This window comes from Pseudofrankia coriaricola (assembly GCF_001854805.1).
Taxonomy (GTDB): domain Bacteria; phylum Actinomycetota; class Actinomycetes; order Frankiales; family Frankiaceae; genus Pseudofrankia.
In genome coordinates this window covers 1-19,926 of record NZ_MBLO01000180.1, presented here as the reverse complement: position 1 = coordinate 19,926, position 19,926 = coordinate 1, and the positions used below count along the sequence as shown (strand labels likewise).

Here is a 19,926-nt window from a genome sequence, read left to right as displayed (position 1 = left end):
CCACGTGAAACCGCCAGGGGACGGGGCCGGCAGGCCCGGTCGCGCGGCCCTCGGCCGCCGCGGCGAGAAATTTGGTGACGCAAGCCGGACAAGCTTGGGAGAAGCAGTGATCGACACCGACGACGGTCGCCCCAGGCCATCGGCCGCCGGCCCGGCCCGCGAGATGGTGGGCGCCACGGCCGGGCAGCCCGCGAGCTCAGACGGAGCGGCCGGACGGTCGCCGGCCGCCGAGGGCCGCCCGCCGGCCTCCGCCGCGCCGGCTGTCCTCGCCCCGCTGCCCGATGTTGACCTGCCCCGCGCCGACCTCGACCGGCTGGTCAACGGGCGCCACCATGACCCGCACGGGGTCCTGGGCGCCCACCAGGCCGGTGACTGGACCATCGTGCGGGCCCTGCGCCCGGACGCGGTGGGCGTCGCCGTGGTCGTTGGCGAGGAGCGGTACGAGGCGACCCGGCTGCACAGCGGCGGTGTCTTCGCCGTCGCCGTCCCCTGGGGCCAGGTGCCGAACTACCGGCTGGAGGTCGGCTACCCCGACGGGCGCTACCTCGTCGACGATCCCTACCGGTACCTGCCGACGGTCGGCGAGATCGACCTGCATCTGATCGCCGAAGGCCGCCATGAGCGGCTGTGGACCGTCCTGGGCGCGCACGTGCGCCGCTACGCCGCCGAGGACGGCCGGGTGGTCAGCGGGATCAGCTTCGCTGTCTGGGCGCCCAACGCGCGCGGCGTGCGGGTGGTCGGCGACTTCGACTTCTGGGATGGCCGAGCCTTCCCGATGCGCTCGCTGGGCCACACCGGCATCTGGGAGCTGTTCGTGCCCGGCATCGACACCGGCACCCGCTACAAGTACGAGATCCTCGGTTTCGACGGGGTCTGGCGGCAGAAGGCCGACCCGATGGCCATGCACACCGAGACCCCGCCGGCGACCGCCAGCGTGGTGTACGAATCCGACTACTCCTGGTCGGACGAGGCGTGGATGGCCGAACGCGCCGGCACGCTCTGGCACGCGGCGCCTGTGTCCGTCTACGAGGTGCATCTGGGCTCGTGGCGCCGTGGTCTGTCCTACCGCCAGCTGGCCACCGAGCTGGTCGACTACATCAAGGAAACCGGGTTCACCCACGTCCAGTTCCTGCCGGTCGCCGAGCACCCGTTCGGCGGCTCCTGGGGCTACCAGGTCTCCGCGTACTACGCGCCGACCTCCCGGTTCGGCAGCCCCGACGACTTCCGCTACCTGGTGGACGCGCTACACCAGGCCGGCATCGGGGTGCTCGTCGACTGGGTGCCCGCGCACTTCCCGCGGGACAACTGGGCCCTCGGCCGGTTCGACGGCACGCCGCTGTACGAGCACGGCGACCCGCGCCGCGGCGAGCACCCGGACTGGGGCACCTTCGTCTTCGACTTCGGCCGCTCCGAGGTACGCAACTTCCTGGTCGCGAACGCCCTGTACTGGTTCGAGGAGTTCCACATCGACGGCCTGCGGGTGGATGCCGTCGCCTCGATGCTCTACCTCGACTACTCCCGCCCAGAGGGCCAATGGGTGCCGAACATCCACGGCGGCCGGGAGAACCTGGACGCGGTGGCATTCCTGCAGGAGGTCAACGCGACGGTCTACCGCAAGGCGCCCGGCGCGATGATGATCGCCGAGGAGTCCACGTCCTGGCCCGGCGTGACCCGCCCGACCCACCTCGGCGGCCTCGGCTTCGGGTTCAAATGGAACATGGGCTGGATGCACGACACGCTCGACTACATGACCAAGGCGCCCATCTACCGGATGTACCACCACAACCAGGTCACGTTCTCGATGGTCTACGCCTACTCCGAGAACTACATGCTGCCGTTCAGTCATGACGAGGTCGTGCACGGCAAGGGCTCGCTGCTCGGCAAGATGCCCGGCGACCGCTGGCAGCAGCTGGCGAACCTGCGCGCGCTCTATGCCTACATGTGGGCACATCCCGGCAAGCAGCTGCTGTTCATGGGCAGCGAGTTCGCCCAGGAGCGGGAATGGGACGAGTCGACAACGCTCGACTGGTACCGCCTCGACGACCCGGGCCACCGCGGCGTCTCCCGCCTGGTCACCGACCTCAACCGCGCCTACCGCGCCACGCCGGCGCTGTGGACCCGCGACAACGAGCCGAGCGGCTTCGGCTGGATCGACGCCAACGACGCCGAGAACAACGTCCTGTCGTTCCTTCGCCTCGGCGACCAGCCCGTGACCGGCCACCCGAACTCCCATGGGGCACCCCCGCGCCCCGAGGCCGCCGCGACCGAGCCCGCGGCCGCCGGCCACGGGCCGACGATGCTCGCCTGCGTCACGAACTTCTCCGGTGCACCGCACTACGGCTACCGGCTCGGCCTGCCCCGCGCCGGGCGCTGGCGGGAGGTCCTGAACACCGACGCCAGCGGCTACGGCGGCGCCGGCCAGGGCAACCTCGGCGCGGTGTATGCCTCCGACGAGCCTCACCACGGCCAGCCCGCCTCGGCCCCACTCACCCTCCCGGCTCTGGCGACCATCTGGTTCGCATACGAGGGTGAGGAGTAGGGGTATTTCTGGTCCGCTCCGGAACAAGCCTCGGGCCGGTCGGGAAGGTTGTTGCTGGTTCGCTCCGTCCGGGCACGGCCCTCCGGCAGCCCGCTCGCCTGGCGGCTCGCGGGCTACCTCCGGGCCGTGTCCTCCTGCGCTCACGGGCGCTCCGGCGACCTCGCTGCGGCCCAACCACGTTCGCTTCGCTCCGTGGCCGGGCCTCCGCGAGGCGCGCCTCCGCGCCCAGCACGGTCACCCGCCGCTGAACGTCACCCGTCCGAAGCAGACCCATCCGTAGGGCCACTTCGCTTCGCTCGTGGGGACGTCCCCGGAGGCGCGACCACGAGCGCAGCGAAATGGTCCCGCCCGGCGTGCGGCTTCGGCTTCGTGACGTGCGACAGAACGCAACCGCGCTGGGCGCGGAGGCGCGCCTCGCGGAGGCCCTCCTACGAGCGAAGCGACGTAGGGGGGCCGCAGCGAGGTCGCCGCAGCGCCCGTGAGCGCAGGAGGACGGCGCGCGGAGGTCCCGTGGGAGCGAAGCGAGTACGGGACCGGAGCGCTCCGTCCGGACGGAGCGAACCAAAAACAACCTTCCCGCCCAACCCCGCCCAACTACGACTACAACCCCAGCAACAACCTTCCCGTCCAACCCCGGCCGACCCCAACCCCGACCCACGTCCGCCAACCATCCCGGCTGGGGCGGAGCCGCGAACCAGCTAGAACAAAGCCGCTGCCAGGGCTCGCCTGGCCGGGGCCACTGCCGGGTCCGCGTCGCCGAGGGCCTGGAACAGGCCGACGAGGTGAGCACGAGCCTTCTCGCGCTCATCGCCCGAGGCGCGCCGGACGAACGCGACCAGCTGGCCGAACGCCTCCTCGACCTGCCCCTGCGCGATCCTCAGGTCGGCGGCGGCGAGAGCCGCGTCGACATCGTCGGGGTTGGCGGCGACCCGGCGCAGCACGTCCGCGGGGTCCAGCCCGCCGACCCGCTCAAGCAGGGTCACCCGGGCGAGACCGAGGGTCGCCTCCGGGTCGGCCGGCGCCTCGGCGAGGCGGGCGCGAAACGCCGCGGCCGCCGCCGGCAGGTCGCCGCGCTCAAGTGCCTCGTCGGCGGCGGCCAGATTCGGGTCGCCCGCGGGGCCCGCGGCACCCGGCTCGCCGCCGAGCGCCTCCGCGACGAGGGCCAGCAGCTGGTCCAGCCAGCCGCGTACCTCCCGCTCCGGCAGCGCCCCGGTGAACTCACCGATGATGCGGCCGCCGACGACGGCCTTCACCGCCGGGATGCCCTGGACGCCGGCGGCCTGCGCGAGGCCGGGGTTGGCGTCCACGTCGATCCTGGCGAGCACCCACCGCCCGCCGTCCGCCTCGGCCAGGCGCTCCAGCACCGGGCTGAGCTGCTTGCACGGGCCGCACCACGACGCCCAGAAGTCCAGCACCACCGGCACCTGCATCGACCGGTTGACGACCTCCTGGGCGAAGGTCGCCTCGGTGACGTCGATGACCATCGGCCCGCCGGGCGCCCCACCCCCCGGGGCACCGGGAGGAGGCGCGCCGGCCGCGGCCTGGCGGGCCGCCGCCGGTGGTGGCGATGGTGGCGATGCCGGCTTCGGGTCGAGCGGCACCGCGCCAGCCAGCCGCAGCCCACCGAGCCGGTCCGGGAGCGGGCCGGCCTGGGCACGCGAGGGCTGGGCACGCGAGGGCTGTGCGCCTGGCGGGCGTCCGGGGACAGGAGGCCTACGTTGCATACCTACCATCGTGACATCTCCCACGGCACGTTGGCCGCGGCGCCCGCGAGAGTTTTCTCCGCGTCCAGCCGGCCATCGCCCGCTGGCCAGGCCCGCGCCGTCGCCCACGGCGGCCGGGCGCCGCACAAAATGATCACTAACCCGGCCCCCGGGAACGAACTCACCCGCGCCGCGACGACGCCGGGCCGCGGTCAGGGCTCCAGATAGTGCTCGACGGTTGCCACCTTGGCATGAAGCGCGTCGACGGTGCCAGGGCGGATGTCCGCCTTGAGGACAAGGCTCACCCGCCCGGCGCGGGCGGCGACCGCCGCCGTCGCCCTGCGCACGACGTCCATGACCTCGTCCCACTCCCCCTCGATCGTCGTGAACATCGAGGTGGTCTCGTTCGGCAGGCCACTGGCCCGCACCACCCGGACGGCCTCGGCCACCAAGGCGCCGACATCCTCGCCCGCACCGATCGGGGTCACGCTGAACGCCACAAGCATGGTCTCGGCTTACCACGTCCGCGTCGCGGCCGATCCCGCTCCCGCCGGTTCCGCCCTGTCCGGCCCGCCGGTCCGGCGGCCGCCTCGGCTCCGCGAGGTCTCCAGGAGGCCGGCCGGGAGTTCGGCGATCAGAGAAGTCCGCCGCGAGGTCGGAGACCGGCTACCTGGCGGGCGCCCAACGTTTCGGCTCGCGCCGAGGCTCCGACCAGCCAGTCGGCGGGGGCGGAGGGCCGACCACATAGCGGGAACTACGATACGTACCCACAACCGGCCGCCTCGCCGTCATCGGGCACGCTTCGAACACGCGTGGCGGCGGACACGATCCAGCACGTGACGTAAGCGCCAAGCCCGGCCGGCAGCGGTAACGAATGGTCGCGCTGCGGTCCACGATGAAGCTACGGCCGGCCTTGCTACGCAAACCCGCCACAACGCCGGATGACGGCACGCCCTACTATTGGCCGCCGTGGGACGGACACAGGCAGCGCTGACCCGCCGAGGGGTCTCGGCGGGCACTGCCGTGTCCCTCCGTCCAGCCACACCACACCGTCGCGGTCGGTCCGAAGGGATCTCGCGCCACGGGCAGCCCAACGGGATGTGGTCCAGGTGAGCACCCGCACGTTGTTGGACGCGTTGAACGACCTCGTGGTTGTAGTCGGCACCGACGGCCGGCTCCTCGATGTCGGCGCGGCCGCACGCGCCTTCCTCGGCGACCGGCTGGCCGGGGTCACCTGCCTACGCGAGCTCGCCGGCGTCGTCGAGCCCTCAGCCGAGGCGGCCCCCGACGCGGTGCTGGACACGCTGACGCACACGGGCGAGTGGCGCGGCTCGGCCAACCTGCTCGACATGGCCGGCAACCCGGCACCGTTCGACGTCACGATCCGGGCCGACCGGGCCGGCTGGGTGGTCTTCGTGGCCAGGGAAACCACCGACCGACAGGCTCGGGCCGCGGCCGAGCGGGACTCCCGGGCCAAGGACGAGTTCATGGCCCGGCTGGGACACGAGCTGCGCACCCCGCTGAACGCCATGCTCGGTTTCGCCCAGCTGCTCGAGCTCGAGCAGCTGCCCGACGGCGTGCTCGACGACGTCCAGCGGATCATCACTGGCGGCCGGCACATGCAGGCGATCATCGACGACGTGCTGGACCTCGCCCGGCTGCGCGCCGGCCGCGGCGACATCACCAAGGCGCCGGTCAACGTCCTCGACATCGTCGAGGGCGTCGTCGAGCTGGTCGAGCCGCTCGCCCAGCGGCGCGGCATCCGCCGGGTCATCGACCCCGCCGAGCCGCTGGTCGCCGACGCCGACCGGCGCCGCCTCTGGCAGGTGCTGCTCAACCTGCTCGGCAACGCGATCAAGTACGGGCGCGACGGCGGCACGGTCCGGGTCGGCATCGTCCCGGTCACCGGCGGCCGGCTGCGCATCGAGGTCGAGGACGACGGGCAGGGCCTCCCCCAGGAGGCGATGAGCCGGCTCTTCCGCCCCTTCGAGCGGCTCGGCGCCGAGCACTCTCGGATCGAGGGCAGCGGGCTCGGGCTCGCCCTCTCGCACGCACTGGTCACGGCGATGGGCGGCGTGCTGACCGCCGCCAGCCGCCACGGCGTCGGCAGCGTCTTCGCCGTGGTGCTCGACGCCGTCGACGTCCGCTACCCGCACCCGGACCCCGACCTGGACATGTTCCCGCCGGGCATCGGCGGCCGGGTCCCCACCGACGCCGGCATGCGCGTGGTCCACATAAGCGGCGACCCGGCGATGCGCGCCCAGGTGAGCCAGACGCTCACCCGCACCTTCGCGGCGGACACCGTCAGCGTGCCGCGCGGCGTGCTGGCGCTCGACGCCGTCCACCGCGCGCGGCCCGACCTCATCATGATCGACCAGCAGCTCCCCGACACCACCGCCGCCGAGCTGCTCGCCCATCTCGCGGTCGACCCGACGGCCGGCGCGATCCCGACCGTCGTGCTGTCGGCCGCCGACGACCCGGTCGAGGTCCTGCGGCTGCGCCAGGCCGGCGCCCGCGACGTCGTTCCCTCCCCGATGGACACCGGCGCCCTCGTCATCGCGGTCAAGGGCGCCGCGGGCACCGCCACGGTTCCGGCGCTGGGGCACCAACCGGTCGCCCCCCACCACCCGGCCGCCCGGCGCCCCGCCTGAGGCCGTCCCGTGCCGGGCGCTCCGCGCCCGGCACCGGGCGCGGCCGTCGGGCGCGGAGCCCGACCTCCCAGCAGACCTCCCAGATCGCTCCGCGATCCGGCAGGGACCCCGGCTTCGCGATCCGGCAGGAACCCTGCTCCCTACGTGGTTTCGGGCCGGCGTGTATGGCGGTGGTCGGGCTTGTTCGAGGGCTGACGAGATGGCTGAGTCAGCACAGCGCTGATGCGCCGTCACCGGTCGAGTCGGTCGCTCCCCGAGGCCCGGCCGCCGATCTCCGTGCTTGCCACTCAGGCTGGTTGTGGCCCTCTGTGGAGCTCGAAGTCGGCGAAGTCGAACCCGGGGGCCACGACACAGCCGACGAGGACGGCCTCCCCGGCCACGGGCTGGGCCGTCTGCCAGTGGCCGGCCGGAACGACCGCCTGGAGGGCGTCACCGGCGGCCGGATCGGGGCCCAGGACGACCCGTTCCGCGGGGACGGGATCGGGGCCCGAGCCGCCAAGGGTGAGGACAAGACGGCCGCCGCCCTGCCAGAGCCAGATCTCCGCGGAGGCGACCCGGTGCCAGGCGGACACCTCGCCCGGCTGGAGCAGGAACAGGATCGAGGTGGCGACCGCGCGGGTACCGCCATGCGCGGGGATCTCGTCGGGGCTCGCCCAGGTGCGCCGGTACCAGCCGCCTTCCGGGTGCGGAGCCAGCCCCAGCGTGTCGATCAGTGGATGACGGCCGATCGCGCTCACCGCTCCGTTCCGCCCGTGAGAGTGGCAAGGAGGTGGTCGGCGGCGGTCCAGGGGTCCAGGCGGCCGGCGACGACCTCCTGGGCGAGGGTGCCCAGGTCCCGCGTGCCGCGGGGATCACCGAAGCGGGCGCGCAGCGCCCCCAGAGCGATCTGCTCGATCTCGTCCGCCGCGCGCCGCTCGCGCCGACGGGTCAGCTCGCCGGTGGCCGCGAGCCAGCCGCGGTGGGCGGTGATGGCCTCGACCACCTCGGGAACGCCGCTCCCGTCGGCGGCGACGGTGCGCACCACCCGCGGGACCCAGTGGCCCGCGTCCCGCGCGGGCACGGGCGCGGCACCGCGGTCACGGCCACCGTTCCCGGCGGCCCGGGAAAGCGCGACCATGTTCTTCAGGTCGCGGTAGGTGTCGTCGGCACCGGGACGGTCGGCCTTGTTGACGACCAGGACGTCGGCGATCTCCAGAATGCCGGCCTTGGCCGCCTGGATGCCGTCGCCCATCCCGGGCGCCAGCAGGACCAGCGTGGTGTCGGCCAGCGAGGCGATGTCAACCTCGGCCTGGCCGACACCCACCGTCTCGATGAGCACGACGTCGTAGCCGGCCGCGTCGAGCACCCGCAGTACCTGCGGCGTCGCCCAGGACAGGCCGCCGAGATGACCGCGGGAGGCGAGCGAGCGGATGTAGACGCCCGGGTCGGTCGTGTGCGCCGTCATCCGCACCCGGTCGCCGAGCAGCGCGCCACCGGTGAACGGCGACGACGGGTCGACGGCCAACACCCCGACCCGCCGGCCGGCCCCCCGGAAGGCGGCCACCAGCGCCGACGTGGACGTCGACTTGCCGACCCCGGGCGAGCCTGTGATGCCGACGACCTCGGCACGCGCCGTCCGCGGCGCTAGCAGCCGCGAGATCTCCCGCAGCCACGGCGAGCTGTCCTCGACCAGCGAGATCAGCCGGGCGACCGCGCGCGGCGACCGGTCCTCGACCGCCGCGGCGACCAGCTCTGCCGGGCTCCCGTACGGCGCCGGCCTACCGGCGGCCGGCCCGGGCGTGTCCAACCTGGACGTCACCTGGGAACGAGGCCGGGTCAGGAAGCCGCCGGCACCCGCAGGATCAGCGCGTCGCCCTGGCCACCGCCGCCGCACAGCCCGGCCGCGCCGATGCCCCCGCCGCGGCGACGAAGCTCCAGCGCCAGCGTCAGGGCGATGCGTGCGCCGGACATGCCGACCGGGTGGCCGAGCGCGATCGCGCCACCGTTGACGTTGGTGACCTCGGAGGTGATGCCCAGCTCACGCATCGACTGGATGCCGACCGAGGCGAACGCCTCGTTGATCTCATACAGGTCGACGTCGGCCGGGGTGAGGCCCTCCTTCGCGAGCGCCGTCCTGATGGCGTTCGCCGGCTGCGACTGCAGAGAGGTGTCCGGGCCGGCGACGAAACCGTGGTGACCGATCTCGGCGAGGATGGGCAGGCCCAGCTCCTCGGCCTTCGCCCTGCTCATCACGACGACGGCGCAGGAACCGTCGGAGATCTGCGAGGACGAACCGGCGGTGATCGTGCCGTTCTTGTCGAACGCCGGGCGCAGCTTCGCGAGCGTCTCGGCGGTGGTGTCGCCACGCACGCCCTCGTCGTCCTTGACGATGATCGGGTCGCCCCTGCGCTGCGGCACCTCGACCGGGACGATCTCCTCGTCGAACAGGCCGTTCTTGGCGGCGGCCGCGGCGCGCTGGTGCGACAGCGCGGAGAACTCGTCCTGCTCGGCGCGGCTGATGTTCAGCGGCACGTTGTAGCGCTCGGTGGACACACCCATGCCGACCTGGTCGAGGGCGCAGGTCAGCGCGTCGTGCTCGGTGGCGTCGACCAGCGGCGCGGTGCCGTAACGGATCCCGGCGCGGCCGTTCAGCAGCATGTGCGGGGTGTTCGTCATCGACTCCATGCCGCCGGCGACGACGACGTCGTACTCGCCGCTGGAGACGTAGGTGTCGGCGAGCGCGATCGCGTCCAGGCCGGACAGGCACACCTTGTTGATCGTGATCGACGGCACGCTCAGCGGTATACCGGCCTTGGCCGCCGCCTGGCGCGCGGTCATCTGGCCGGAGCCGGCCTGGATGACCTGACCGAAGATGACGTACTGGACGGCGTCGCCCGCGATACCGGCCCGTTCGAGCGCGCCCTTGATCGCGATCCCGCCCAGCTCGGTCGCGGAGAAGCCCTTGAGCGCCCCGGAGAGCTTGCCGACCGGGGTCCGCGCTCCGGCCACGATGACCGAACCAGGCATGGCTGCCTCCTGGAGAGAACGATGGGAGGGAGGGAAAACTTTGTTCGCTGTGCTTGAAACCATAACGTGATCTTGGCCGACGTGCCGGCGGAGCGTGGCCAGCGACACCCTCGCCGGTCCCGACACCACCGCCTGCCCGGCCCGGCCGTGCGGGCCGCCACCGGTCCCAGCGCAACGTGCCCGTCCTAGCGTCAACGACCTGAGCGCTCCGCGCCATCCCGTTCCTGCTATCGCGCTGCCCGACGGGCGGGTTACCGGGTTACCGAAACGCCCGTCGCCAACCGGCCACCTCGCCAGCCAGGAACAAGCACCAGCCACGGGCATATACGTCAACGCCGGGCTCAGGCGGGCCGGGCGCGCCGGCGTCCGACGGTGGCGGCGCTCAGCGCCCCCACCTCAGCTGGACCAGCTACCGCAGCGGGCGGCGAAGGACGGGGTCGCGGAGGCGGCGGGCAGGGTGCTCCTCAACGGCGTACCCACCTTGGTCAGCCCGTCCATCGTCGCGGCGATGGTGGTCGTCGTGACGTCGTAGTTCGCGCCGCCGTCCGTCGACGTGCCGACGACCAGCTGGATGCCGCTGGCCGAGCAGCTGAACCCGGTGCCCGTGGTCGTGGACCCGGTCGAGATGGTGCCGGTGGTGACCGGCTGCGCCGCGGTGTCGTCCAGCTCGGAGATCTGGTCGAGCGCCATGAAACGCAGCACCGCGAACTGGTTGACGCCGCCCGAGGACCCGGTCTGCACGACCAGTTCGGAGAAGCCGTCTCCGTCGAGGTCAAAGCCGGCCCACTTGGTGGCCGTCGCCCCGTCCCGCAGGGTCACCGTCGCGGTCTCGCCACGGCTCAGGGCCACCTCGACGGTGGCGCCGGCCAGCCGGACCGTGTCGGCCTTGCCGTCGCCGTCGACATCACCGGCGATGGCCGGGCGGCCGCCGGTCAGGGGCGGCCGGGTCGGGCTGTTTTCGTCGGGCCCGGTGCTGCTGGGGGTCGTCGGGCGCGTCGACATCGGGTTGACGGGCGGAGTGAGGACCGGCAGCGTCGCGGACTGGCTTGGGTCGGGCGTGGACGAGCCGCGGGGGGTGGTGCCCGTGCCGCTCGTCCCGACGCTGGGGTCGGACTGCGCGGCGGTCCCCGGCGTCAGGCTCAGGCGAGACGCAGGTTCCACGACCTGGGACGAGGGCGACGGCCGCATCAGGAGCACGGTCAGCACGACCAGCCCGGCGAGCACGGCGCCACCGGCCGCAAGTAGCGGTATCCGAAAGCGTCCTCGCCGCTCGACGCCGGCCCGGATCCGCTGATAGGCCTCCGGCGACGGCCGGACCGGGTCGACGGCGGCATGCAGCAGCCTGCTCAGTTCCTCGGGGCTGAGCTGGGACTGCTCCGAGCCGTTCACCGTAGGTCCGCCAGCTTGGTCGACAGGGCGGCCAGCCCCCGGGACGTGTAGGCCTTGACCGAGCCCACGCTGCACCCCATCACGGCGGCGGCGGCGGCCTCGGACATGTCCGCGTAGTAACGCAGGACGACGGCCTCCCGTTGCCGGCGGGGCAGCTCCCGCAGCGCCTGTATGACCGCGGCCCGTTCGACCAGAGAGTAGGCCCCCTCCTCCGCGCTGGCGGCGTCGGGCATCGGCTTGGGTGCGTGCTTCAGCGCGACGAGGCGGCGCCGCAGCGTCGACCGGGCGAGGTTGACGACGGTCTGGCGAAGGTAGGCGAGCGCCTTGTCCTTGTCCTGGAGGCGTCCCCAGGCGGCATGGACGCGGATGTAGGCGTCCTGGACGACCTCCTCGCAGAGGCCGATGTCGTCGAGCAGCAGGGCGGCGAGGCGGACGAGGGAACGGTAGTGCTCCGAGTACAGGGCGGTGAGAGCTTGGTCGGCGTCCCTGGCGACGGCGCTACGGGCGGCGTCGCTCCGCGCAGGCACGGGTCGCCACCCTTCCACCAAGGTCATGGGCGCGGTCACGACATCTCTGACGCTGACCGTGCCGTATGGGTTGTCTCCACCGTTCTACCGCTTTGCGCCCAAGGGAGACAGGCTTCTCCAGGAAGCCGTGCTTGTCGGCCGTTGGACCCTGCCCGGTCGGTGCTTCCAGGCGGCCCGAGAGTGGGTCCGCGCGCCCTGGTCCCCAGTAGTGGCGGCCGGTCTCCACCGTTCGACGCCTCCGGCTCCGACCAGGTCGAACGCGCGGACCAGCACCGGGTCGGTGCCGATGGCGGGGGCCGCGGGCCGGCGTGGGCGACCGGGTGTCGCCGGCCACAGCCGCACGCGGACGTCGCCCTTCCGCGCGACCGAGCGGGCTCAATCGATGACACTTGCGATGTCGCTCGCTCGCCCGACTGCCGGAGGTAGACCGTGAAGGACATCCTCGACGCCATCCTCGCCGAGGCAGCCCCAGCCGAGACCCGGGAGAAGGAGTTCAGCGCGCTGCCCGTTCCCGAGTCGTACCGGGGCATGGTCGTCCGCAAGGACGAGACGGGCATGTTCGAGGGCATGGCGTCCCGCGACAAGGACCCCCGCCGGTCGCTGCACCTCGACGAGGTGGCCACGCCCGAGCTCGGGCCAGGCGAGGCGCTGGTGGCGGTAATGGCGTCGTCGATCAACTACAACACGGTGTGGACGTCGATCTTCGAGCCGCTGTCGACGTTCGGCTTCCTGGAGCGCTACGGCCGCACGTCGCCACTGGCGAAGCGGCACGACCAGCCCTACCACGTGGTCGGCTCGGACCTGGCCGGCGTGGTCCTGCGCACCGGCGCTGGGGTGCACGCCTGGAAGCCGGGCGACGAGGTCGTCGCGCACTGCCTGTCGGTCGAGTTGGAGCGGCCCGAGGGGCACGACGACACCATGCTCGACCCGGAGCAGCGGATCTGGGGGTTCGAGACGAACTTCGGCGGCCTCGCCGAGCTCGCGCTGGTGAAGGCCAACCAGCTGATGCCGAAGCCCGACCATCTGACCTGGGAGGAGGCGGCGAGCCCCGGGCTGGTGAACTCGACGGCCTACCGCCAGCTCGTATCCCGCAACGGGGCGGCGATGAAGCAGGGCGACGTCGTTCTGATCTGGGGCGCCTCTGGCGGGCTGGGCTCGTATGCCACTCAGATGGCGTTGAACGGCGGCGCGATCCCGGTCTGCGTCGTGTCGTCGCCCAAGAAGGCCGACATCTGCCGCTCACTCGGCGCGGAGCTGGTCATCGACCGTGCCGCCGAGGGCTACCGATTCTGGCGCGACGAGCAGACGCAGGACCCGAAGGAGTGGCAGCGTTTCGGTAAGCGGATCCGTGAGCTCACCGGCGGCGAGGATCCCGACATCGTGTTGGAGCACCCGGGCCGCGAGACGTTCGGCGCCTCGGTCTACGTCACCCGGCGAGGTGGCCAGATCGTCACGTGCGCCTCGACCAGCGGATTCATGCACAGCTATGACAACCGTTACCTGTGGATGAACCTCAAGCGCATAATCGGCTCACATTTTGCGAACTACCGGGAGGCCTGGGAGGCAAACCGGCTCATCGCGCGCGGACTGATCCACCCCACCTTGTCTCGGGTCTACCCGCTGGCGCAGACGGGGCAGGCGGCGTACGACGTGCACCGCAATGCCCACCAGGGCAAGGTCGGCGTGCTCTGCCTGTCCCCCCGCGAGGGCCTCGGCGTCCGCGACCAGGCCGTGCGCGACCGTCACCTGACCGCAATCAACCGCTTCCGCGGCGTCTGAGGCGTCCGGGCGCTGAACGCGCCGGCCTGCCTTTCGGACGCTGAGCGTCCTCCCTGCGTGGTGTTGGGCACAGGCGTATAGCCGTGGCTGGCGTGGTGCTGGGTTGAGGACGTGGCTGAGTTGGTGCTGCGCTGAAGGCGCCGTCACCGGCGGTGGCTAGGCCGTTTGGACAAGCGACCGGAACAGGGCACACCCGCCAAGCCGCTTGACGATCAGATCCGTGGATGCCCGAGCGTCTGAACAGCTTCCGCGACCAGCACCGAACGTGATGGCCGACCCGACCGCGGCCGGACGCTGAAGTTGCGGACAGACATCGAACTGGTGGGAAGGTCCGACCCGCTGGTCTGGCTACCGGGCTCCGGCCGGGCGTCAGATGCGCCGACAGATCGCGCAAGCAGGCATATATAGGTACAAACGGCATCTAACCGGCATACCGGGTGCGGAGGATCAGCCCGTCGGCGGCGTTAGGGAGTGGCCCCTCGAGCCGGCGCGATCCGAACACGACGTGTAACAGGCAGACATCTCAGCGGATGCGCGGGCCGGCGCCGACTGGCGGGAATGTCTGCCCGCCGCGTCACGACCAGCACCGAAAGCAGACGCGGAAGGTGCCGCCGGAGCGACGGAAAGCGCGCTTCCGGCGGGTCCCGGCGAAGGGGTAGGGGCCATGCGCGCGGTGGAAGGGGGGGCGGTAAGGTGGCGGCTGTGACTAGCCACGCCACCGTCTGGAATGCAGGTCTCGTATGACCGAGCACTCCGATCTCATCCCGATGGCCGGCGAGGGCGAGGGCTCCCCCGGCTTCGACCTGGTTCGCCGCGGCTACGACCCGCACCAGGTCAACTCCCACGTCGCCTGGCTGATGGAGCAGCTTCGGGAGGCAGAGGCCCACCGGGCTGCCGCCGAAGCGGCCGCGTCCGAGGCCGCCGCCGAAGCAGCGCGCATCCGCGACGACCTGGCCTCGGGCCGGCCCGCCTGGGACGACTTCGGGGGTCGTATCACCCAGATCCTCATGCTCGCTGAGGAAGAGGCCGCCACCGTACGGTCCGAGCGGACCAGGGACGCCGAGTCTCAGCTCGATGAGGCCCGGCGGATCGTCTCCGACGCCGAGCACACCCGCGACCGCACCCTGCGCGAGGCGGATGAGCAGGCGGCCGGGATCGTGTCGACCGCGCGCGGCGAGGCCGAACACATCATCGAGACCTCCCGGAGCAAGGCGCACAAGCTCGAGGGCGAGTCGCAGCAGCGGCTGAGCGAGCTGGAGCGCCAGCGCGACCAGGTCACCTCGCAGCTGGGCGCGCTGCGCGACCAGGTCACCTCGCAGCTGTCCGCGCTGCGCAACCAGCTGGCCGCCGCCACCGCCGCGATCGAGCTCCCCGGCGTGGACGAGGCCAAGGCGGTCGGCTCCACGCCCAAGGCCGGCTCCCGCATCTGACCGTCGGGACCTGACCGCCGAGACCAGGCCCTCGGGCCCACCCGGCGTGCCTGGCCCGGGCGGAGCCATCCGCGGCCAGGAGTACTGGCCGACCCGCGCGGCACCGATCGGCGCCTGATACCGGACACCGGCCCGCGCCATGCACGGGTCGGTCAGTACGGCGCTCGGTAGGGCCTGGCGCCAGCGCGGCGCCGGTTCCAGCACGGCGTGTGCCAGTGACGACGGTGCTCCATCCGACCGCTCGGCCAGGCCACCACGTGCGGGACGCCCGGCGGGATCTCATGGTCGCAGCCCGGGCATCGGTATGCCTTCGTGCTGGCCGCCCCGGTCACCGGGCGGACCGCCCAGTCCTCGCCGTCGACCACCACGGCGTCGACCAGCCAGGAGGGCCGCCGCTTGTTGTCGTCCGCGCTGTCGCCTGTCTGCCCGGAACGCGGAGCACGGCGCTCGGGCCGCGTGCGTCGCGGGCTCACTGCCGCCACCTGGTCATCGGGCGCCCGGCCGTCCAGTGCCCGCGCCTACTTGCGGAGACGATCGCCGCTGGCGCCCTTGCCCGGCGCCGGGCCGCCCGGCGCGGCCTCGTCCACGCGACCGATCACCTCGCCGTCGACGACACGGTCGGAACCGCCGCCGAACTTCCCCCAGCTACCGACGCCGCCCACGCGACCGAACGCGGCGGTGGCGATCGTGGTCGCGACCTTCGCCCGGCGCAGCACTCCGGCGGGGCTGGCAAGCGCGGATGACGCCCCGATGAGCGCGTGGAAGGCCCGGTCGCTTCCCCGCCAGTGCTCGCGCAGGATCGGCTCCCCTGCCCCGACGACCAGCCGGCGGAACGCGAACGCGACCACCGCGACGTCGTCGAGCTGCCCGATGAGGGGAACCATGTTAGTGATCTTGTTCTTGGGTGACACGAGGTAGGCGAGCGCGGCCCCCGCCTCGAGCTTGGCCTGCTGCGGCACGCGCGGATCGACTACCACTCCGCGAAGCATGAACACCAGGTCCGGCAGGAACGTCGCGACCTCTCGGCCGAAGGTGCGCAACGCGTCCTTGTCCAGCGAGACCATCGGCCGACCTTCCTCCCCGTCCAGCTTGCCGTGCCGTCGCGCGCGAGCCCCGGCCACCGTGACGCAACGGCGAGAGCAAGCCACCGACACACGGCCGGGCCGGTACCGGCCCGGCGCCATCTGGCAACCCATCCTAGAACGGGCGTACGACGACACAGCCGCCCGACGAGCACCCGCTCCCGCCAGTCCCCGGCCGGACGGCGCGCGGCGGGGGCAACGCCCCGCGCGTCCAGAGTGCCTCCTCACCAATGGCCGGTCGGCGCAGGAGTCGGGCGCCCGGTTGGCGCGCGACCGGACTCCGTGGGGACACTCCCGTCGACCGCGCGGCCGCGACGACGAACGAGCCCGCACCGAGACGCGTGCGGTGAGCGACGGAAGGCGGTCCATAGAAGGCACTCTGCTTCGCGATCACAAGCTTGTCCGTCACCAATCTGGGAGGATCCGGTCAGCGGCAGACTCTTCTGGCGCGGGCCTGGGACGCGGACGCAACTCGACACAGGGGGCTGGCATGGGTCTCGAGCTGACGACGGTCGCGGTGGTCGGCCTCGGCACGATGGGCGCCGGCATCGCCGAGGTGCTCGCCAGGGCCGGCATCGAGGTGATCGGCGTCGAGAAGGACGACGCCGGGCTCCGGCGCGGGCTCGGTCACCTGGCGCACTCGACCGACCGGGCGGTGCGCGACGGGAAGTTGACCGGGCAGGAGCGCGACGTGCTGCTCGGCCGGATCCGGACGGGCACCGACCTGAGCGCCGTCGCCCCGGCGCGGCTGGTCATCGAGGCGATCGACGAGGATCTCGACGAGAAGAAGGCCCTGTTCGCGCGGCTGGACGAGCTCTGCTCCGCCGAGGCCATCTTCGCCACCAACACCAGCTCGCTGTCGGTCACCGAGCTCGCGGCCGCGACCGGCCGGCCGGGCCGGGTGGTGGGCACGCACTGGTTCAACCCCGCCCCGGTGATGGGCCTCGTCGAGATCATCAGCACGGTCGTCACCGACCCGGTGGTACTGACCGACGTCACCACCCTCGTCGAGCGGGTCGGCAAGAGCGCGGTGACCGCCGGCGACCGGGCCGGGTTCATCGTCGACGCGCTGCTGTTCGGCTACCTCAACAACGCGGTACGGATGCTGGAGGCCCGCTACGCCAGCCGCGAGGACGTCGACGCGGCGATGCGCTTCGGCTGCGGCCACCCGATGGGCCCGCTGGCGCTGCTCGACCTCATCGGCCTGGACACCGCCTACGCGATCCTCGACTCGATCTACCACACGTCACGCGACCACCTGCACGCACCGGCGCCGCTGCTCAAGCAGCTGATCACGGCGGGGATGCTGGGCCGCAAGACCGGCCGCGGCTTCTACACCTACGCCGCGCCGGACTCACCCGAGGTCGTCGACCCGGCGCCGCCAACCACCGTCGCCGGCGCGGACGCCCGCGCGGTGCGCACCGTCGGCGTCGTCGGCACCGGGACGATGGCGGCCGGGATCGTCGAGGTGCTCGCCCGGTCCGGCTACGACGTCATCGTCCGGGCGCGCGGCGAGGAGAAGGTGGCGGCGGTGCGCAAGCGGGTCGAGTCGTCGCTGGAGAAGTCCGTCGCCAAGGGCCGGATGTCCTCGGACCACCGGGATGTCACGCTCTCCCGGCTACAGGGCACCACCGACCTCGCCGACCTCACCGAGGCCGACCTGATCATCGAGGCGGTCGTCGAGGACCTCGACGTCAAACGGGAGTTGTTCACGCAGCTGGACAAGGTCGCGAAGCCAGGGGCGGTGCTCGCCACGACCACCTCGTCGCTGCCCGTCGTCGAGTGCGCGGCGGTGACCTCCCGGCCGGCCGACGTCATCGGCATGCACTGGTTCAACCCGGCGCCGGCGATGAAGCTGGTCGAGGTGGTGCCGACGGTGCTCACCGCGCCCGACGTCGTCGCGACCGTGCTCGCCGTCGCCAGAGCCGCGCGCAAGCACCCGGTGACCTGCGCCGACCGCGCCGGTTTCATCGTCAACGCGCTTTTGTTCCCATACCTCAACGACGCGGTGCGGATGCTGGAGGCGCACTACGCGACGGTCGAGGACATCGACACCGCGATGAAGGTCGGCTGCGGGCATCCGATGGGCCCGTTCGAGCTGGCCGACGTCGTCGGGCTGGACGTGACGCTGGCGATCCAGCGCACCCTCTACCTGGAGTTCCGCGAGCCGGGCTACGCGCCCGCGCCGCTGCTCGAGCACCTCGTGCGGGCCGGCTACCTGGGCCGCAAGACCGGTAGAGGTTTCCACAACCACAACGGTTGATTTTTGGTGCGCTCCGTCCGGGCGGCGCGCTCCGGGACCAGTTCAGGTGCGACAGACGCCGGACAAGAGCGAGGGTCGGGCTGGAAGGTTGTCTCTGGTTCGCTCCGTCCGGGCGGCGCGCTCCGGCCCCGTACTCGCTTCGCTCCCACGGGACCTCCGCGCGCCGTCCTCCTCCGCTCACGGGCGCTACGGCGACCTCGCTGCGGCCCAACCCACGTCGCTTCGCTCGTGGGCCGGGCCTCCGCGAGGCGCGCCTCCGCACCCGCACGGTCACCCGCCGCTGAACGTCACCCATCCACAGCAGGCCCATCCGTAGGCCACGTCGCATCGCTCGTGGAGACGCGAAGACCGCACGAGCGAAGCGAATTACCCAGACGAGCGCTGTGGCTTCGGGTTGGCGACGTACAGCGGCACGCAACCGAGCTGGCGCGGAGGCGCGCCTCGCGGAGGCTTCCCTACGAGCGAAGCGAAGTAGGGAGGCCGCAGCGAGGTCGCCGCAGCGCACGTTCGCGCAGGAGGACACGGCCCGGAGGTAGCCCGCGAGCCGCCAGGCGAGCGGGCTGCCGGAGGGCCGTGCCCGGACGGAGCGAACCAATGTCACAGCGCCGTGCCCGCACGGAGCGAACCAGAAATACAGCGGTCAGAACAGGGTCGGGATGGAGGGTTCCAGGCCGCGTAGGGCGTCGTAGTTCACGGTGACGGTGGCCAGGCCGCGGTCGGTGGCCAGCAGGCGGGCCTGGGGCGTGATCGACTGGGCAACCAGGATGCCGTGGACCGGGTGCGGCAACCCAGGGTCCTCGACCATCCTGGCGACGTAGCGGGTCAGCTGCTCCACCCCGTCGATCTCGCCGCGGCGCTTGATCTCGACGGCCACGCTCGCGCCGTCGCCGGCCCGGCAGAGCAGGTCAACCGGCCCGATCCCGGTCTCGTACTCGCGGCGCACCAGCGTGAGGTCCTCGCGGATCGCATCCGGCCGGTCGGCCAGCAGCACCTGCAGGTGTGCCTCGACGCCGTCCTTCCGCAGGCCCGGGTCCACGCCGAGCTCATGGGTGGAGTCGTGCATCACCTCTTCGATGGTGATCAACAGAGACTCGTCGGCCTTGTTGGTGATGCGCCAGAGTCCCTCCCCCTCGGTGAGGACGCATGGCGGGCTCATCCAGTTGAGGGGCTTGTATGCACGGCCATCGGCGTGAATCGATACGGACCCGTCGGCTTTGACCAGTAGCAGCCGCACCGCGCTGGGCAGGTGGGCGTTGAGCCGACCGACGTAGTCCACGCTGCACCGAGCGATCACGAGGCGCATTGGGCCACGTTATCGCGAAGTCCCCCGCCTGCCCGGCTTGGGTGATGGCAAGGCCACGTCACCGGCTGGAACCAGCCAAGCCCCGCCGAGACAGCCGGAGCAGCCGGAGCGCTCCAGAACGTGCAAGCGCCCGACGGCGGGCGCCGACATCCCATGGGCTCGGATGTCCAGCCAGAGCTGGTGACGGCGCATTGGCGCAATACCAACCCAGCCACCTCGTCAGCCCGGTCCCAGCTCCACCACCGCCATCTGCC

The 19,926-nt window shown here is 72.1% G+C and carries 15 protein-coding genes; 5 read left to right on the top strand and 10 right to left on the bottom strand.

Annotated elements, in window-relative coordinates; translation table 11 throughout:
* Window positions 1-106 precede the first annotated feature (106 nt).
* Window positions 107-2,539 (top strand): 1,4-alpha-glucan branching protein GlgB, encoded by a 2,433-nt coding sequence (glgB, locus tag BCD48_RS21380; RefSeq protein WP_083418990.1) that lies wholly within the window; start codon window positions 107-109, stop codon window positions 2,537-2,539.
* Window positions 2,540-3,237: 698 nt separating this feature from the next.
* Here glgB and BCD48_RS21375 read toward each other — a convergent pair.
* Both BCD48_RS21375 and BCD48_RS21370 read right to left on the bottom strand, forming a co-directional pair.
* On the bottom strand, window positions 3,238-4,272 hold the full coding sequence (locus tag BCD48_RS21375; RefSeq protein WP_083418995.1) for a tetratricopeptide repeat protein: 1,035 nt from the start codon (window positions 4,270-4,272) through the stop codon (window positions 3,238-3,240).
* A 182-nt stretch (window positions 4,273-4,454) separates the two neighbouring features.
* Window positions 4,455-4,748, bottom strand: a complete 294-nt coding sequence (locus BCD48_RS21370; protein ID WP_071050177.1) for an MTH1187 family thiamine-binding protein — start codon at window positions 4,746-4,748, stop codon at window positions 4,455-4,457.
* 603 nt (window positions 4,749-5,351) lie between these two features.
* Between BCD48_RS21370 and BCD48_RS21365 the strand changes: the two genes are divergently transcribed.
* Entirely contained in the window at window positions 5,352-6,893 is a 1,542-nt protein-coding gene (locus BCD48_RS21365; RefSeq protein ID WP_083418989.1) for an ATP-binding response regulator, read from the top strand.
* A 287-nt stretch (window positions 6,894-7,180) separates the two neighbouring features.
* Here BCD48_RS21365 and BCD48_RS21360 read toward each other — a convergent pair whose 3' ends face one another.
* The 5 genes from BCD48_RS21360 to BCD48_RS21340 all read right to left on the bottom strand — a co-directional run bounded on the left by BCD48_RS21360 (window position 7,181) and on the right by BCD48_RS21340 (window position 11,842).
* Window positions 7,181-7,630 carry a cupin domain-containing protein gene (locus BCD48_RS21360; RefSeq protein ID WP_071050176.1) on the bottom strand — a complete coding sequence of 150 codons (450 nt, stop codon included), beginning with the start codon at window positions 7,628-7,630 and terminating at the stop codon, window positions 7,181-7,183.
* Window positions 7,627-8,691, bottom strand: a complete 1,065-nt coding sequence (meaB, locus tag BCD48_RS21355; protein WP_083418988.1) for a methylmalonyl Co-A mutase-associated GTPase MeaB — start codon at window positions 8,689-8,691, stop codon at window positions 7,627-7,629. Before meaB ends, BCD48_RS21360 begins: the two co-directional genes overlap by 4 nt.
* A gap of 17 nt (window positions 8,692-8,708) precedes the next feature.
* Complete coding sequence (locus BCD48_RS21350) at window positions 8,709-9,899, bottom strand: acetyl-CoA C-acetyltransferase (protein ID WP_071050174.1); 1,191 nt, start codon at window positions 9,897-9,899, stop codon at window positions 8,709-8,711.
* Window positions 9,900-10,295: 396 nt separating this feature from the next.
* Window positions 10,296-11,288, bottom strand: a complete 993-nt coding sequence (locus BCD48_RS21345; protein WP_071050173.1) for an FG-GAP repeat domain-containing protein — start codon at window positions 11,286-11,288, stop codon at window positions 10,296-10,298.
* Window positions 11,285-11,842 (bottom strand): SigE family RNA polymerase sigma factor, encoded by a 558-nt coding sequence (locus BCD48_RS21340; protein ID WP_071050172.1) that lies wholly within the window; start codon window positions 11,840-11,842, stop codon window positions 11,285-11,287. Before BCD48_RS21340 ends, BCD48_RS21345 begins: the two co-directional genes overlap by 4 nt.
* Before the next feature lie 402 nt (window positions 11,843-12,244).
* On the opposite strand from BCD48_RS21340, the gene ccrA reads away from it, so the two are divergent.
* Entirely contained in the window at window positions 12,245-13,594 is a 1,350-nt protein-coding gene (gene ccrA, locus BCD48_RS21335; protein WP_071050171.1) for a crotonyl-CoA carboxylase/reductase, read from the top strand.
* Between the two features lie 740 nt (window positions 13,595-14,334).
* Entirely contained in the window at window positions 14,335-15,024 is a 690-nt protein-coding gene (locus BCD48_RS21330; RefSeq protein ID WP_071050170.1) for an ATP synthase subunit B family protein, read from the top strand.
* Window positions 15,025-15,176: 152 nt separating this feature from the next.
* Here the strand turns inward: BCD48_RS21330 and BCD48_RS21325 are convergent, their stop codons facing one another.
* On the bottom strand, window positions 15,177-15,497 hold the full coding sequence (locus BCD48_RS21325) for an Rv1322 family protein (RefSeq protein WP_071050169.1): 321 nt from the start codon (window positions 15,495-15,497) through the stop codon (window positions 15,177-15,179).
* Between the two features lie 45 nt (window positions 15,498-15,542).
* Window positions 15,543-16,088, bottom strand: coding sequence for a YkvA family protein (locus BCD48_RS21320; RefSeq protein ID WP_071050168.1), 546 nt, complete (start codon window positions 16,086-16,088; stop codon window positions 15,543-15,545).
* Between the two features lie 508 nt (window positions 16,089-16,596).
* Between BCD48_RS21320 and BCD48_RS21315 the strand changes: the two genes are divergently transcribed.
* Complete coding sequence (locus tag BCD48_RS21315) at window positions 16,597-18,369, top strand: 3-hydroxyacyl-CoA dehydrogenase family protein (protein WP_071050167.1); 1,773 nt, start codon at window positions 16,597-16,599, stop codon at window positions 18,367-18,369.
* A 640-nt stretch (window positions 18,370-19,009) separates the two neighbouring features.
* Here BCD48_RS21315 and nucS read toward each other — a convergent pair.
* Window positions 19,010-19,672: an endonuclease NucS gene (nucS, locus tag BCD48_RS21310; RefSeq protein ID WP_071050166.1), complete on the bottom strand. Its 663-nt coding sequence runs from the start codon at window positions 19,670-19,672 to the stop codon at window positions 19,010-19,012.
* Window positions 19,673-19,926 lie beyond the last annotated feature (254 nt).